Annotated in this window: 13 protein-coding genes, 1 tRNA gene and 2 pseudogenes; 11 read left to right on the top strand and 5 right to left on the bottom strand. The window is 59.2% G+C overall.

Annotated elements, in window-relative coordinates; all coding sequences use genetic code 11:
- Window positions 1–134: 134 nt before the first annotated feature.
- The 4 genes from ACVWYI_RS07995 (at window position 135) to ACVWYI_RS08010 (ending at window position 2008) form a co-directional block, all read left to right on the top strand.
- Window positions 135–773: a class I SAM-dependent methyltransferase gene (locus ACVWYI_RS07995; protein WP_247343313.1), complete on the top strand. Its 639-nt coding sequence runs from the start codon at window positions 135–137 to the stop codon at window positions 771–773.
- Between the two features lie 45 nt (window positions 774–818).
- The gene (locus ACVWYI_RS08000; RefSeq protein WP_456661632.1) at window positions 819–1178 is read left to right on the top strand and encodes a hypothetical protein; all 360 of its coding nucleotides are present in this window, start codon (window positions 819–821) and stop codon (window positions 1176–1178) included.
- A 239-nt stretch (window positions 1179–1417) separates the two neighbouring features.
- A tRNA-Met gene (locus ACVWYI_RS08005) sits at window positions 1418–1494 on the top strand.
- A 241-nt stretch (window positions 1495–1735) separates the two neighbouring features.
- Window positions 1736–2008: a hypothetical protein gene (locus ACVWYI_RS08010; RefSeq protein WP_354045037.1), complete on the top strand. Its 273-nt coding sequence runs from the start codon at window positions 1736–1738 to the stop codon at window positions 2006–2008.
- A gap of 27 nt (window positions 2009–2035) precedes the next feature.
- Here the strand turns inward: ACVWYI_RS08010 and ACVWYI_RS08015 are convergent.
- Window positions 2036–3121, bottom strand: a pseudogene (locus ACVWYI_RS08015) (recombinase family protein); the annotation flags it as partial.
- Here ACVWYI_RS08015 and ACVWYI_RS08020 point away from each other — a divergent pair.
- The 3 genes from ACVWYI_RS08020 (at window position 3084) to ACVWYI_RS08030 (ending at window position 6350) form a co-directional block, all read left to right on the top strand.
- A complete protein-coding gene (locus ACVWYI_RS08020) occupies window positions 3084–3641 on the top strand; it encodes a hypothetical protein (RefSeq protein WP_456661633.1) in 558 nt (185 codons plus the stop codon). The pseudogene ACVWYI_RS08015 and the gene ACVWYI_RS08020 sit on opposite strands and share 38 nt — an antisense overlap.
- Before the next feature lie 185 nt (window positions 3642–3826).
- Window positions 3827–5575, top strand: a complete 1749-nt coding sequence (locus ACVWYI_RS08025; protein WP_456661634.1) for a DUF6538 domain-containing protein — start codon at window positions 3827–3829, stop codon at window positions 5573–5575.
- A 319-nt stretch (window positions 5576–5894) separates the two neighbouring features.
- Window positions 5895–6350 (top strand): YybH family protein, encoded by a 456-nt coding sequence (locus ACVWYI_RS08030; protein ID WP_456661635.1) that lies wholly within the window; start codon window positions 5895–5897, stop codon window positions 6348–6350.
- A 179-nt stretch (window positions 6351–6529) separates the two neighbouring features.
- On the opposite strand, the gene ACVWYI_RS08035 is transcribed toward ACVWYI_RS08030, so the two are convergent.
- From ACVWYI_RS08035 to ACVWYI_RS08050, 4 genes are all read right to left on the bottom strand, one after another.
- Window positions 6530–8476 carry a hypothetical protein gene (locus tag ACVWYI_RS08035; RefSeq protein WP_456661636.1) on the bottom strand — a complete coding sequence of 649 codons (1947 nt, stop codon included), beginning with the start codon at window positions 8474–8476 and terminating at the stop codon, window positions 6530–6532.
- A 478-nt stretch (window positions 8477–8954) separates the two neighbouring features.
- Entirely contained in the window at window positions 8955–9536 is a 582-nt protein-coding gene (locus tag ACVWYI_RS08040; RefSeq protein WP_456661637.1) for a hypothetical protein, read from the bottom strand.
- Between the two features lie 378 nt (window positions 9537–9914).
- Window positions 9915–10622: a recombinase family protein gene (locus tag ACVWYI_RS08045; protein ID WP_456661638.1), complete on the bottom strand. Its 708-nt coding sequence runs from the start codon at window positions 10620–10622 to the stop codon at window positions 9915–9917.
- 356 nt (window positions 10623–10978) lie between these two features.
- Window positions 10979–11227, bottom strand: coding sequence for a hypothetical protein (locus ACVWYI_RS08050; RefSeq protein WP_456661639.1), 249 nt, complete (start codon window positions 11225–11227; stop codon window positions 10979–10981).
- Window positions 11228–11365: 138 nt separating this feature from the next.
- Between ACVWYI_RS08050 and ACVWYI_RS08055 the strand changes: the two genes are divergently transcribed.
- From ACVWYI_RS08055 to istB, 4 genes and pseudogenes are all read left to right on the top strand, one after another.
- Entirely contained in the window at window positions 11366–12121 is a 756-nt protein-coding gene (locus ACVWYI_RS08055; protein WP_456661640.1) for a hypothetical protein, read from the top strand.
- Between the two features lie 49 nt (window positions 12122–12170).
- A complete protein-coding gene (locus tag ACVWYI_RS08060; RefSeq protein ID WP_456661641.1) occupies window positions 12171–12890 on the top strand; it encodes a TIR domain-containing protein in 720 nt (239 codons plus the stop codon).
- Window positions 12891–12973: 83 nt separating this feature from the next.
- A pseudogene (gene istA, locus ACVWYI_RS08065) lies at window positions 12974–14464 on the top strand (IS21 family transposase); the annotation flags it as partial.
- Between the two features lie 8 nt (window positions 14465–14472).
- Window positions 14473–15336 (top strand): IS21-like element helper ATPase IstB, encoded by an 864-nt coding sequence (gene istB / locus ACVWYI_RS08070; RefSeq protein ID WP_456661642.1) that lies wholly within the window; start codon window positions 14473–14475, stop codon window positions 15334–15336.
- The last annotated feature ends 19 nt before the right edge of the window (window positions 15337–15355 follow it).

Here is a 15355-nt window from a genome sequence, read left to right on the forward strand (position 1 = left end):
AGCGGATAAAGCCCTCACCCGGCGCTACGCGCCGACTTCTCCCGCAAGCGGGAGAGGTGCCAGACCGCGCGCGGGGCTGACTTCGATCTCACCAATAATCAATTCTCGATAGAGTTTGGCGTAAGGGCAGGGGCATGGCAGCAGACATCTCGCGGGCCGGGGTCGAGAAGGCCTATGGCCGCTGGGCGCCGGTCTACGATCTCGTGTTCGGCAAGGTCTTTGACGCTGGCCGGCAGTCGACCATCATCGAGGCCGACCGCATCGGCGGCCGCATCCTCGACGTCGGCGTCGGCACCGGGCTTTCGCTGTCGGACTATGCGCGCACCACAAAGATCTGCGGAGTCGACATTTCCGAGCCGATGCTGCGCAAGGCGCAATCGCGCGTGCGTGCGCTGCGCTTGAGCAATGTCGAGGTGCTCTCGGTGATGGATGCGAAGAATCTCGCCTTCCCCGAAAACTTCTTCGACGCGGTGGTCGCGCAATATGTCATTACCGCCGTGCCCGATCCCGAAGGCACGCTCGACGAGTTCGTGCGCGTCTTGAAGCCCGGCGGCGAGCTGATCCTCGTCAACCACATCGGGGCGGAAACGGGTTTTCGCAAACTCTCCGAACTCGCGTTTGCCCCGCTCGCCCGCCGTCTCGGCTGGCGTCCGGAATTTCCGTGGCAGCGACTGGTCGACTGGGCCGCAAAACACGGCGGCGTTACGCTGGCCGAGCGCCGCCCGATGCCGCCGATGGGACACTTTTCGCTGATCCGCTACCTCAAATCGTAATGTTCGGGGTGGGAACAGGGCGCACATCCCGCGCGTTTTCCGCCCATGCGCACGACATCAAACATCATTCTGGCCAGCCTCCTGATCGCCGCCTCCGGCAGCGCGATCGCGCAGGCCCCGCCCGCCCCGGCGACGCCGCCGCAAGCGACCGCGCCGCCATCCCCGCAGCACGCCACCAGTTGCACGCCGCAGGATCCCCGCCCCAACCGCCAGGCCGACGGCACCACCACGGGCCAGTCCCGGGAACCGCTCGGCGACAAGCTCGCCAAATCGGACGGCGTGCTCTGCCCGCCCTCCGGCGTCGATCCCGAGATGCACGCGCCGGCGCCCAGCACGAACGGCGCCATGCCTGTCATCCCGCCCCCCGGCAGCCCCGGCGGTGACCCGACGGTAAGGCCGAAATAGGCCAATTCTGTCTCCCGATCTCGTCATGACCGGGCTTGTCCGGACCAGTCCGGCCATCACGGGTGTGGCTGGAAATCTGGTCCCGAAATAGGTCCAATTCGCTCCCCGAAGCGGACTTGTTCCGCCGTAGCTTCAGCAAAGGCGGAAGCTTACGCAAACGCGGATTGACAGCCCGCCGCCCCCTCCCTTATATGCCGCGCGTTCGCGAGATCGGCCGTATCAGGCCCTCGCGACCCTGTGGCGGGGTAGCTCAGCTGGTTAGAGCACGGGAATCATAATCCTGGGGTCGGGGGTTCGAGTCCCTCTCCCGCTACCACGTATCCCCCACTATTGTGGTGGGCCTCCGGAAAGACCTCCCCGCCTATCAGGCTGGCCAGTCTACCTTTGACTTCGACCTCGAAGCCCTTCCAAGGTCCCTTTGGATGGACCGTGACGCTGTGCACGAGGGTCCGAAAATCTTCCACTAGGGAACCGCGGTCGTCCTCTGCCTTCGAATGGCCAGACATTGTCTCGGCAAGCGCGTTCACTGAACTGATGTAGCGATCCAAGGCAGATGGGTGGAGCGCGACGGGAACGGGGACTTCTTCGAGCGCGGTCATTTCGGCCTCGACGCGCAGCCGCTCTTCCTTGAGCTCCCCGATCCGCTGCTTGGCGTCCTCCTCAGATATGACGTACTTGATCACAAGATCAATGTTGCGTTGCCGCTCACCTTCGATCCGGTCACGTTTCGCCGCCAGTCGCGCACGCACCGCGACCGCGTCCCCCGCAAGCCGCTCTCGTTCGCTGTTATAGCCGCGCACATAAGCCTCGATCAGCCGCGGATCTTTTAATTCCTCGGCCATGCCACGAAGCACAAGCCTTTCGATATCGCGCAGATAGATGATCCTGCGATTTGAACAAATGCCGCCCTCGCGAACCGCAGAACAACGAATCCTAGTCTTTCCAGTCTTGTCACGGTCATGAACCGACATTCCGGACCCACAACAACCGCAGCGAAGAAGACCGGAGAGGAGATGCGGCGCCCGTCGCTTCACGTGGCTGGCCAAGTGGCTCTTCTTGGTCTTTAAAGCGTGAGCCTGCTCCCAAATCGACTGTTCGACGATGCGTACCTGAGGCGCCTCGATGCTCTGCCACTCATCACGAGGGTTCGGGCGAGATAATCGCTTGCCCGTATCAGGATCTTTGACCATCCGGACTTTGTTCCAGACGATACGGCCGGCATAGAGTTCGTTGAATATGAGCCCGGCACCACGCTGGGCGTTGCCATTGATCGTCGACGCGTTCCATCGCTGGCCTCGCGGTGGACGAACGTTTTCTCGGTTGAGATCGTGTGCAATGTCCCGGGGCGTTCGTCCCGCGGCATATGACGTGAAAATGCGCCGTACGATCTTAGCTTCGTCTTCGACTATTTCAAGTTCACCGGGTTTGCCGGGAACGGCTCGATATCCGTAGGCACGCCCACCGGCGTGTCGACCGTCTCGTATCACACCGGCCATGCCGCGACGGACCTTCTTCGCTCCGTCTTCGCGCTGCATCTGTCCAACGAGGCCGCGAATTCCAATCAAAATCGAGTCCGCAGTGCCATCATGAACGGCTTGGATTTCGATCCCTTGGAAAGATAGCCTTTTGTGGATGCCGGCCAGGTCTTCCATATCACGTGAAAGCCGATCCAGCGCTTCCACAATGACAACGGTGAAACGTTGTTGGCGCGCCGCATCCATAAGCTGCATCAAGCCATCGCGCCCGAATACAGAGGCCCCAGAACGAGCCTTGTCCGCGAAAGTCGCAACGACGTCGAGTTGATGACGGGCCGCATAGCCCCTGCACAGAGCAATCTGATCTTCAGTCGACTTTTCGTTCTGAAGCTCGGTCGAGAACCGAGCATAAACTGCTGCGGGCTTCATATTGAACACCACCGCTGATGCGCTTCTCGCCGGCGGCATCAAGATGATCTTTCATCAGCCGCTCACTCTCAAACACATGATCGCGCCTCGCGTCGGCTATTGCAAGAGCTTCAACAAACTTGACCAGAGCAGGATCAATGTCACGTGGGGTTACACATCGTGGTGCATGATGAAACACTTCCCTCGTCTTCGTACGTTTCATCCCCGCAAGATGCTGCGTGGAGTCCACGAATGGCAGGCCGCTTACACGTCGGTCGTAGAATTGGATACGATTGAAAGCGGAACGGACACACTCTCAGAAGCGGAAAAATCAGGAGCGGAGCTTTTGTTCTGGCAGCGGTCAGGTCGGGAATTCACTGGCGTCACTTTGTGCAAAGCCCCGCAACCAGACCGATATGAGCGGCGGGCTAAGCGATCGGCTTCGTTGATGTGGCTGTCTTTTGTTTCAATCCGATCGCGTTCGTTGCGCTGCGGTTGGGTCGTTTCTGGTGCGAAACTGGTGCTGTCACCTGCTCGTGCAGATGAGTCGGGATTGACATCGATAGCTCTCTATCGCTGAACTCTCTTCAGGATGATCATCAAGCGGATCGATTTGGCTCCCTCTCAAGGCTGAAACAGGGGTTCGATTCCCCTAGGGAGCGCCAGCGGCTTCAGAACCGCTGAGATATCAAAAACATCACGCAAATCATGGCTTTGACTGCGCTCAGGTGGTAGCACTCGGTCGTAGCTTTGATGCGCGCGTTGATGGGACTGATCAAAGACAGAAACGGGACGTACTACGCCCAGCGGAAGGTGCCTGAGCGCCTCCAAGAGGCTGTTGCGCGTGTGCTCAACACCGGCCGGGACCGACAGGTGTTCCTCAAGAAGTCACTCGGCACCAAGCACCTAAAGGCGGCCAACGTGGCGGCCACACACGTCCTCGCGGATTTCGACCGGACGCTTGCTGATGCTGAGGCGCTGCTGAAGGACCGCCCTGTCATCCCATCGCTCACTGATGCGCAAATAAAGCGCATGGCCGAAACTTACTACGCGGCTCGGTTGGCGAATGACGAGGAGGAACGCCGCGAGGGCACTGACTCCGAGCCCTTGTTTCAAAGCATCGCAGCGCAGCTCAGCGCGGCGGGTATCGAACATCAAACCCCATTTGCCGTTGGCGTGACGCCAGAGGCGGGTTTGTCGGACCGCGAAGTTCTGAAGCGCGCTGGCACACTCGAATACGAGCTAGCCATCGTCCCCCCAGCATTGGCTCGCGGTGACATAAGTGTCATCCGAGAGGAGCTGGACGAGTTGCTGAATGATTTCCAACTCAACGTTGACCGCAAGAGCCAGTCGTACCGAAAGCTCGGCATGGCGGTGCTAACAACTTACGTTCGCGCTCTCAGAAACATTGAGAGACGGAATGCGGGCGAAGCGGTTGAGACACCCCCATCTGCCTACGTGTTCCCTGAGCTTCCTACGGGCGAGCAGGGGGGCACGCTACGCGAAGCCTTCGAGGGCTGGAAGAAAGAGCGCGAGAGGCCCGAGGGTACGGTGCACGAATACGGTCGCGCCGTTGAAATGTTCATCCAACTTCACGGCAACCTTCGGGTCTCGGAGATGAGACGCTCTCACGCGCGCACCTTCCGTGAAGCGCTTCAATTGGTGCCCAAGCAGCGCAAAGGCCCACTCCTGAAGGCATCGTTGCCGGAATTGAGCGAGTACGGGCGTACGCACCCCTCCCTCCCAAAGGTCTCTCCGGGCACCGTGAACAAGCAACTGGGCGCCGTGCAGGCGATTGCTGGGTGGGGTCACCACGCTGGCCTAGTGCCCGAGGATGTCCCGTGGTCTGATCCGTTCAGCGAAATGAGGCTGGAGGAGGAGCAATCCGAACGCGAGCCATTTGCTGCCCGCGACCTGCAGACCATCTTCAACGCTCCTCTGTTCACCGAGCACAAGCTCCCCATCGGCGCGAAGGGAGACGCGGGGACATGGTTGCCATTACTCGCACTATTCGCAGGGGCGCGCCAAGCGGAGTACGCAGGCCTTCGTGTGTCTGACATCCGTGAGGACGAGGAGACAGGAATTCCGCTCATGTGGTTCACGCGCGACACCAAGGCAGGACGGCGGCTCAAGACGAAAACATCAGAGCGCGTCGTACCCGTGCACCCCCAGCTCGCAGGGCTGGGTTTTCTTGATTACGTGGCCGAACAGCGCAAACAAGGTGAGCGGGCTTGGCTATTCCCTACGGTCGCCCCTGATCAGAAGGGCGCGCTTAGTGCTTGGTCGAAATGGTGGGGCCGCTATCTGCGCAACCACGTCGGCATCAACGACCCTAACAAGGTGTACCACAGCTTCCGCCATGGGTTTCAGGACGCTCTCCGGCGCACCACGCCGGATGAGGAGTTGCGGAGACGCCCTGACAGGACGAAGCAGCAGCAAATCAGTTGGCCGGACCTACGGTGCCAAGGAGATGTTGCGACGTTGGGGTGCCCGAACCCTCAAGCGAGCAGTTGATGACATCTCGTATCCCGGTCTGGACCTGTCGGGTCTCCGCACGTCAAAATCCGTAAAGCGCACGCGCGGCACCTAGGTGACCCCGTGATCGGGGAAGGCCACTCTGGCGCACGGCGAGAACTGCGTCCGTTAACGTACGAGGAGCGGACAAGGCCGAAGCAGTTCGGCAGGTCGCGGTTTGACCCAACGCAGACATTCGTGTTCGGAGCTGCCCCGAAGGGCTATGCTTAAAACCGCAGCGGGATAAATCAGTCTGGCGCATCTCAAGTTGTGCTTTAATGCGCCAGATCAACCACAAGCCATCTTAGGGAGAGAGCGAATGACCCGAAACAGGATTGCGATTGGCGTCGCCACTGCCATGTCACTTTGTCTCGCAACTCCAGCATCAACTCAGCAGGCAGAACCAGTCGCCGGAGGCGAACCTTTCGAAAAGATGCAGTCAGAGTTTGCAGAGGCTTATAACCGCAAGGATATCGCCGCCATGGCGGGTTTTTTTAGTGAGAATGGCGTGCGCATCACACCGGCTGGCATTTTCCGTGGCCGGGACGCCATCGGGCGCGAGCTGCGGAGAGTGGTGATCGATCTTGGCCTTCACGATTACAGTGTGCGCCGTACCGTCTCGCGTTTAGAGGGCGATATGGTTTTCAACGCAGGAGAATGGCAGGCGAAACTCGGTGATGGCCAACAGTTTCGCGGTTACTATTCCGCGCTCTTGGTTCGTGAAGGCGATGCGGTGAAAATCTTTGAGGAGACAGTCAACGTGGCAACGCCCTAAATGCGGAACCCGTGAGGTCGCCTCATTCGCACTTCGGCTGTTGGCCCATCGCGATCATTTTAGCGGGTCCGTCCCTCTACCGCTGTTCACCTCTAAGCGGACAACGTGCTGCGCTTCCGCAGGAAAAAAGGCCGCACCTGAGGCTCCAAATGGAAAACCTTGGGCGCGGCCAATGTTGATTAGGCGGCTTTTAGAAGGAAGCTCTTCGATCCCCTGCCTTTGCCTTCCGAACCATACGTGACCCCCAGCTCCCTGAGCTTCAGGGTCGTGCGGTGGTTACCGTCACGCAATGCCTTCTGCAGGTCCTTCCGCTGGTGAGGCTTGAGGCCAAACTCGCGGCCGATGAGGCTCATAGAGGTCCTCCCGGGGCTCCGATTTGACATGAAGGTCACCAGTCGTTCGTAGGGTAGACCACGCGCCACAAATATCTTGGGGCCATCAAGTTCAAAGTCCCAGTCTCGCACTGAGATGTTGGGCAACTCTTGACGGATGTACTCAAGTATCTCGGAGCCCCGCGCCCCGCTCGGCAGTACGATGAATGCGTCCGTGGGGGCACACCGGCCTTGCTCGTCTATGACCTTGCGAAGCCGTACCCGTCCCACCGCTTGTATGATGGATGTCGCGAGATGTCTCCGCTGCAGCAGCTCACGCACGTCGGCATGCTGCCGCCAACATGGGTTGTCGTGCCAGTCGTCATCCTGGACGCCTTTGAACGCAAAGAAGACGTTGGTGCCCCAAATGCGATCCATGAACGGTAGTCCGAAGATCACTACCGTATCAAAGTCCTTGTAGGCATTGCTGCCGTCGATTGCGCCCCAGTGGGCCGAGGCAACCTCGCTGACGCCGACTTCCGCCTGCGCGGGCACCAGATGCTCAACCTTCTTGTGGACGCAAAACAGGACTTTGCGGTCGGCCGATAGCCGTTCGGCGAGATTGGCCTGAAGTTGCGGGAAGCGTTTCGGCGCCAGTTCCTCCATCTTCGTTTTGCCGATGCTTGCGGTCCGGGTGACGTGGAGAGTGACGTTGCTGTAGTCGCGAACACCGGGAGGCGTCGGGATGATGTCTGCGCGGTCTTCCATTAGCTGGTACATCAGATCGACACCTGCCGTTGCGTCGAGCACCACCGGTCCCGGCAGCTCCAATGGGACCGCAAGGGCTGCAGAGTTTAGGGAGTGCTGGTTGCCGGTGAGCGCCATGAAGGCGTACTGATCCAACAGGGCCCCAGCGGCACCGAGTACCTTGTCGTACCGCATAGCGAGACGTTGACGCTCTCTCTCGTCCTCCCTTCCGATTTGCTTGTCGTACCGGAGCTGACGCATAGCGGCTCTTAGAGCGGTCAGGTCCGCTGACACCGGAGCGTCGCCCTGAACCCACGCCAGCGAAGTGCCGACCTGAAACCCGTCATTAAGGCCCGCGTGGACCACCATGCTTTCCCGCAGGGTTTCCAAGGCTGCTACTTCGGCCGCGTGAGCCAACCGAACTTCATGCGGTATCAGACCAATGAGGAATGTGAGGTCATCGAGTTTCACTTGGCTGTGCTCTACGACGTTCGCCAAGGCCTCATCGACGATGGTGAGAAGTCGTTTTCCGCCCCGCCAGTGAGTAAGTCTCTTCCATCGCTCTGCTTTAACACCGGACAGAGTTTTGTTTGCTCTGGTGTAAGCCTCATGTGTGATGACAACGATGTCACTGTCTTCGAGCTGCTCAGAAGTAACTCTATGGTTCGTATGGTCCGCAATTGCGACCTGACGACCGGCATAAGCGTTGATGTCCGACACCACTTCGTCGGCCTGAGCCTTGAGACGTGTTACGATCATGATGCCTATGGGGTTGACGCCGTCAGGCGCGCAGGCGTTCAGCTCGGCTTGGATGCCGGAGTAGACTACAGCACCCATGGTCTTGCCTGAGCCAGTCGGTGGTTGGAGAACACGCCAGCGGGTAAGTTGCCCCTGAGCTGTTGCTAAAATTGATTGTTGATAGGTGTTGGCCATAATGCGCCAGAGTTTCCTTAGGGGCTCACTGGCAGGCATGTTGAACTCTTCGGTCCACCGTTGGGTGAACCTATCGACAAAGGTTTGCGGCGGCACGAGAGCATACTGCTCGTGTAGGCCGATATGGGCTGTCATGGATTTGGAACTTGTCCGAGAATTTAATGGGGGTGGGATCTCTAAAGGATATTTCTCTAGAGGTTGGCCCCCCATTCTTGGGATCGGGGCACTTGGCGCCTTGATGTTGGCGGTGCCCAGCTATGGGCTGTCATCCCTTAAGGGCGCAGCTATGGGTTGGGATAAGTTGATTTGCTATGTGGCTGATCGCCTCTACCGGGGCTTACTCAGCTTGCCGGAGTCACCAAGGCCCCTTAGGCCTCATTAGTAGCAAGGCGCCACGAAAACCTAGGGCTCACCAGTGACGTCCGCAGGGCTTCCTGAAGGTCCCTGATGCGTCGTTGGGCGACAAAGGTTCACCGGTTTCTGGGGGAAGGCGTGGGGGGCCTATTAAAGCCTCTCGGTGCGAAGGTTGGCCTCTAAGCGCGGCGGTCATTTCCCGAGCCACCGCCACGGCCCTCAAAACCAGGCTCTTCACATTGAGAAGGTCAAGCCTGTGTCAATTTTCGTGATTGTCGTTTGAGATTGCGTCAAGAAATTCCGTCACCTCGCCCAGCAGTAGCTTGGCCTTATGGGCGGGCTTGGCGCGTGTGTAAGTGAGGACGATGTTGAGCGCTTTGGCCTTCACCTGAGGAGACGTCGGGCCTACAGCGAGCACGAAGGCCTGTCGTAGCGCCCCCTCCGCCAGCCCGTCATCCGTCGCAGGCACACGGAAGCCTTTGTACAACACGGTTGCTGCATCGGAATCATCAGGTATCTCCCCGGTCTTCTTCAGGGCTACGATGAACTTGTCAGCCAACTCGTCAGCCTGAGTCCATAAGCGCAGAGCCTCGGAACGCTTCATGCCATCGGGAATACCGAGTCTGCTGAAGGCAGCAGAATTGCTCTTCGCTCCTTTGATGCGGTCTTTGTCACGCTGCTTCATGCGCTCGCGAAACTCGGGCGTCGCCCAAAGCTCCTTGAGACGCTCTGAGGTGGCACGGGTGGCCCGAGGGGAGCCCTTGGTACGAAGCGACTTCTTGCGGGGTTTGGGTTTGCGCGTCGTCGCGGATTTCTTCTTGGGATTTTGAGTGTTGGTCAAAGGATCTTCGTATGCGTGTGGAGAACGTTGCTACGCTGGCAGCAGGTTTCAGGAGGGCGCCCTAGGGTCTTTAGATGCGCTTCTCCTAAACGTCCCCCCGCTTACCGACTAAGTAACTGAAGCAACATTACTTTGCGTCCGTTTGATCGAAATAGAACACTGCTGCTGTAAGCTCGGCGGCGGCTGCGCCCTTTAAGCCCGGCCATTTGAAGCCGGGAGGGCCGAGGCGGCGAAAATAGGGTCCGGTGCTCGGGATGGGACCCAAAAAATTTGAGGGGGGGGCGGCGCTTACCCACCGTGTCCGCTTACCGAGAATGCTACCGCGCCGAACACTGCAGCGGGCACAGGCGCCTTAAATGGTCTCTCCTGTACAGCAATTCACTTGGTGGAAGCGTTGAGCCGGATGAGCAGCCGCGACACCGCGGTGGGGTGCCACACCTCCCCCCGAGGAGCCCTGATGCCCCTCGAATGAAGCTCATCAGCAATCCCGCGCACCGTGGTGATGCCTGAGCCGGTGATGTCTTCCACGATGCCCTTGAGGTCCGCTGCACGCTGGACGGCATTCTCTTTGATCTTCGCGACGGCATCCGCATTGCCGATCTGCTTGCCCTGGAGCGCGCGGGCACCGTTGGGGTTGCCGAGCTTCACGCCCCGTGCCTTGGCAGCGGCAAGGGCCGCCTTGGTGCGTTCGCCAATAAGCCCCACCTCTAGCTCAGCCACCGAGGCCATCTGTGTAAGAAGGAATCGCCCCATGGCTCCCGGAGGTACGCTGGGAAGGTCGCAGAACACGAGGTCTACATTGCTTGCCGCGAGCGCCCTCAGAAGATCAACATCACGGGTGAGCCGGTCGAGCTTCGCGAAGACCACCTTGGCGCCTGACACCTTGGCGTGGGCCAAAGCGGCAGTGAGCTTGGGTCGGTCGTTGCGCTTGCCGCTTTCGACCTCAACGTACTCGGCGAGCACCTTCCACTTTCCGCCGTTCAGGTAGCTCTCGACAGCCGCTCGCTGAGCTTCGAGGCCCAGCCCGCTCTTGCCCTGCTTGTCCCGCGACACTCGCAGGTATGAAACAAATTTGCCCTCAGCCATGGTCCGGCCGCTCCACACAAACTGATGTAACGAACGTTAGATCAATTTGTAACATGTCGATCCGACCGCTTTCGTATCTCTTTGGGAATCCCTGCGATTCCGTTTTGCATGGCTCTCACACGTGTCCGCCGAAGCAAGTGCGGCCTGAGGATAAGCGGGATAGCCGAAAGGTATTTAGAACAAAAGGAGGTCGAGGAACCCGAGCATGGTACAATGAGTGCAACCGAGGCGAGTCGCTGGAGAAGGCATGAACGTGCAATCGAAGCCGTCCCGTAAGGTCGGCGCTAGCTACTGGAGTACCCTGACGGAGGAGCAGCTTCTCCGTACCGCCTTCACCACCAATGACCCCAGAGAACTTAGAAGGGCTGATAGAAGACGTACCTGCCACCCATGAGCTGCCGTTTGTCGAGCTTTGGTACGATTTCCGAGGCACCAAGCGAGAGCGACTTCGGTGTGTTCACTGTCGCTACCACAATCATCTCGCCGGATACGTCATCAGGACGACTGAAGGGCAACGTTTTTTGGTCGGCCATGAGTGCGGGGACAAACTCTATGGTGCCGATTTCGAAATCTTGCGAAGCGACTACGACCAAGCTCGTGATCACGCGTCTAACCTCCGTCGCTGGAACAATCTGCAAGCAGTTCTGCCCGCGTTCCTAGAATGGCTTTCCGACCTTCAGTGTTGTTCTGCCGTGCGGACGTACAGGGACACGAAGAGGGTCTTCCGAGAAGAGTTGCCGAGGTTGTTCGGCGCGGTCGCGGTTGCTCTCTTGAAGGACAAAGGCGTGTTGAGCGTAGATGAGCGGCTGCGAGACTTCGAGGGCGAGAACCGAGCGGTGGAGCGCTATGAGCGTGACAAGAAGGAGTGGGATGAACTTGCCCCAGCGGAACGCAAGGACCGCAAACGCAAGTATGGCTTTAGGGCACCGCAACCGCCCCAACTACCAATGTTCAAAGTGATCCCGAAGCCGGTCATGACGGTGCGCGCAGCCAACTTTTTCTCTGATGATCCACTACCGCACCAACGACTTGCCGACGTTCTCACGGGATTTGAAGAACTCGTCTCAGAAATTAGCGCCGCAACCCTTAAGGCAGCGGCCCACGAAGGACGCAAAGATGACCTGCACCGAGAGCGCAGGCTCTTGTTCGCTCATTCGTTCAAGGGTGTTTTTCGTAGGTTTGCCGCCCTTCTAGAAATCATCCGAGCTTGCGTTGAGGACGTGCGAGAGATGGATGCCTTGTTTAGGCCCGACAGTTTGGCAGTGCTCGTGAATTGGGCGAACAGTCACCCGAAGATCAGGGAGCGGTTCAAGATGAGCGGCCGTGGATTGATGGAAGACGACCCTGACAGCTTCGACCCGCTGCCTGTCGTGATGCTTCCGGCCTCGTTTGCCAATCCATCCTTACAGCGAATGGAGGCGTTCGTTACAGCCGTCAATTCGCCTCTGGATGCGACGGTCTCTTTGGCGACGGAGGTTGCCAGCGGTCTTCCTGAATGACGATCATCTTCGAAGGCATGCGGCCGAGGCGATTGAGTAGGATCACGAAATGGCGTTGACCAAGAAGAAGCGATACAAGCGGACCAAGTTCACTCCAGAAGTGTTGCGGGAGGCATTAAGCCGGACAGGCCCAGCCGACAAAATGAGATCGGTTTCGATGGATGTCGAATTGGCAAATGAGGTCGAGTGGTCTTTCGACGAACTCAACGAGTTTCTTGCCGCCTACCGCGCGAGCGACATCCAGAGCGCGCATATGAACTTCCAGGAGTTGGGTGGAATGGCGAATCTCACCGTCTCATTTTCGGGGCATGCCACGCGAGTGAGAGTTCAAAAGACCTTAAGGAGCGAGATTGAGCGCGTCTTTGAGGTCTTTGAGGGTTCGGTAGATGCTTGTGCTCTGCCAAAGGAGACGGAGCAGTCCATAAAAGACAGGCTAGTCATCTTTGTGGGTCACGGTCGAAATCCGGCTTGGCGGGACGTCAAGGATCACTTGCAAGACAAGCATGGTTACCAAGTCACCGCGTATGAGACGGGTCCTCGCGTCGGACTTCACATTGCCGACGTTCTGGAAGCGATGGAGGATGAGGCGAGTTTCGCAATCTTGGTTATGACCGGCGAAAATGAAGACCAGAAGGGCGAACTGCACGCGCGAGAAAACGTCATTCACGAGGTGGGACTGTTTCAGGGACGCTTAGGCTTCCGCCGAGCAATTGTGCTGTTGGAAGATGGTTGCTCTGAGTGTCATTCGGCCTGCAATATTGACCCCTAAGCCGGGGGATCGGCGTCCAAAATTGACCCCCTACAGGTTGGTCTGTTGCGCTGCCTGCTTCGTAACAAAGCAGGTGGTGGGGGATGCTGATCGTGGAGACGATTGCCCGGATCCGGCGCGAGCACTTCATCAAGGGCAAGACGATCAAGGAGATCGCCCGTGACCTGAAGGTGTCGCGGAACACGGTCCGGAAGGTGCTGAGGTCGGGAGAGACCTCATTCGAGTACGAGCGGCAGGTGCAGCCGCGGCCAAAGCTCGGACAATGGGCAGTCGAACTTGACGGGCTGCTTGCGTCGAACGTGACTAAATCCGCTCGTGAACAGTTGACGTTGATCCGGATCTTCGAAGAGCTGCGCGGCCGCGGCTATGACGGCGGTTACGATGCGGTGCGGCGTTACGCCAGGCGCTGGAGCAAAGAACGCGGGCAATCGACCGCAGCCGCTTATGTTCCGCTGAGCTTTGCCCCAGGCGAAGCCTACCAGTTCGACTGGAGCCACGAGGTGGTCTTGCTGAGCGGCACCACGGTGATGGTGAAGGCCGCCCATGTCCGGCTCTGTCACAGCCGCATGCTGTTCGTGCGAGCCTATCCGCGGGAGACGCAGGAGATGGTGTTCGACGCCCACGACCGGGCGTTCGCCCTGTTCAAAGGCACCTGCACTCGCGGCATCTACGACAACATGAAGACCGCGGTAGAGACGATCTTCGTCGGTAAAGGGCGTCTCTACAACCGCCGCTTCTTGCAGATGTGCAGCCACTATCTGGTCGATCCGGTCGCCTGCACGCCAGCGTCGGGCTGGGAGAAGGGGCAGGTCGAGAACCAGGTCGGGCTGGTCAGGGAACGCTTCTTCACGCCGCGGCTGCGGTTCAAAAACCTCGACGAGTTAAACGCCTGGCTGCTCGACAAATGCATCGCCTACGCCAAGGCTCATCGCCATCCGGAGTTGGTTGATCAGACGATCTGGGACGTGTTCGAAGCCGAACGCCCCAAGCTCGTTCCCTATGCCGGCCGCTTCGACGGCTTCCATGCCGTGACGGCGTCGGTCTCGAAGACCTGCCTGGTGCGCTTCGACAACAACAAGTACTCGGTCGCAGCCAGCGCAGTCGGACGACCGGTCGAGGTTCAAGCCTATGCCGATCGCATCGTGATCCGTCAGGATGGACGCATCGTTGCCGAGCACCCGCGATCCTTTAGTCGCGGCGATACCGTCTACGACCCCTGGCATTATGTGCCGGTGCTCGTCCGCAAACCCGGCGCCCTGCGCAACGGTGCTCCCTTCAAGGACTGGGTGCTGCCGGCCGCGATCGAGCGGATCCGGCGCAAGCTTGCCAGCACCGACGATGGCAATCGGCAGATGGTCGACATCCTCAACGCGGTGCTGACTGACGGTCTCCCCGCGGTGGAAGCGGCCTGTGCCGAAGCGCTCAGTCACAGCGTCCATTCCGCAGATGTCGTTCTCAATATCCTGGCCCGGCAACGTGAACTCGCCCCACCGGCCAACATCATGACGCCGGCCGCACTGACGCTCCGTCATGCACCGATCGCCGATTGTGCCCGCTACGACAACCTCCGGAGGACCATCTGATGGAACGAACCCAAATCTTCGACCTCATGGGCGAACTCAAGCTCTATGGCATGAAGGCGGCCTTCGACGAGATCATGGCGATCGCTGTCAAACGCCAGCACGAACCTCAGCGCATTGTCGGCGACCTGCTCAACGCCGAGATCAATGAGAAGCAAGCCAGGTCGATCAAATACCAGCTCACCATTGCCAAGCTGCCACTTGCCAAGGACATCGCCGACTTCCAGTTCGATGGCACGCCAATCAATCAGACTCTCGTCAATGACCTCGCCGGCGGCGGCTTCATCGCCCAGCAACGCAACGTCGTACTGGTTGGCGGCACCGGCACAGGCAAAACCCACCTGGCCATTGCCATCGCCAGAAGCTGCATCCGCGATGGCGCTAGAGGACGCTTCTACAACGTCGTCGACCTCGTCAACCGGCTCGAGACCGAGACCCGCAACGGACGGCAAGGACGGCTCGCCGAGCATCTGACCCGGATGGACTTCATCGTGCTGGATGAACTCGGCTATTTGCCCTTCGCCCAGTCGGGTGGCCAGCTTCTGTTCCACCTCGTCAGCCGGCTCTATGAGCGCGCCTCCGTCATCGTGACGACAAATCTCGCCTTCGGCGAATGGCCGAGCGTGTTCGGCGACGCCAAGATGACCACCGCGCTGCTCGACCGGTTGACCCATCACTGTGACATCGTCGAGACCGGCAACGACAGCTGGCGGTTCAAAAGCCGAGACGACGATCACGCCACCCGCGCTCGTCTCGCCTCCGCTATCCCGGCCAGCTCCGACGAGACGAGCGCTACCAGCAAACATCGCCGCGCAAAGGGGTCAAAATTGGACGCCGATGAGGGGTCAAAGTTGCAAGCCGATTGACACTCTGAGTTTTCCAATC

The sequence above is a fragment of the Bradyrhizobium sp. LB13.1 genome, assembly GCF_054056815.1.

Excerpts from the sequence above, each read along its gene's own strand:
- ACVWYI_RS08060 (WP_456661641.1), top strand. The coding sequence starts at position 12,171 with ATGGCGTTGACCAAGAAGAAGCGATACAAGCGGACCAAGTTCACTCCA.
- ACVWYI_RS08035 (WP_456661636.1), bottom strand. The coding sequence starts at position 8,476 with ATGACAGCCCATATCGGCCTACACGAGCAGTATGCTCTCGTGCCGCCG.
- ACVWYI_RS08025 (WP_456661634.1), top strand. The coding sequence starts at position 3,827 with ATGGGACTGATCAAAGACAGAAACGGGACGTACTACGCCCAGCGGAAG.
- ACVWYI_RS08030 (WP_456661635.1), top strand. The coding sequence starts at position 5,895 with ATGACCCGAAACAGGATTGCGATTGGCGTCGCCACTGCCATGTCACTT.
- ACVWYI_RS07995 (WP_247343313.1), top strand. The coding sequence starts at position 135 with ATGGCAGCAGACATCTCGCGGGCCGGGGTCGAGAAGGCCTATGGCCGC.
- ACVWYI_RS08045 (WP_456661638.1), bottom strand. The coding sequence starts at position 10,622 with ATGGCTGAGGGCAAATTTGTTTCATACCTGCGAGTGTCGCGGGACAAG.
- istB (WP_456661642.1), top strand. The coding sequence starts at position 14,473 with ATGGAACGAACCCAAATCTTCGACCTCATGGGCGAACTCAAGCTCTAT.
- ACVWYI_RS08000 (WP_456661632.1), top strand. The coding sequence starts at position 819 with ATGCGCACGACATCAAACATCATTCTGGCCAGCCTCCTGATCGCCGCC.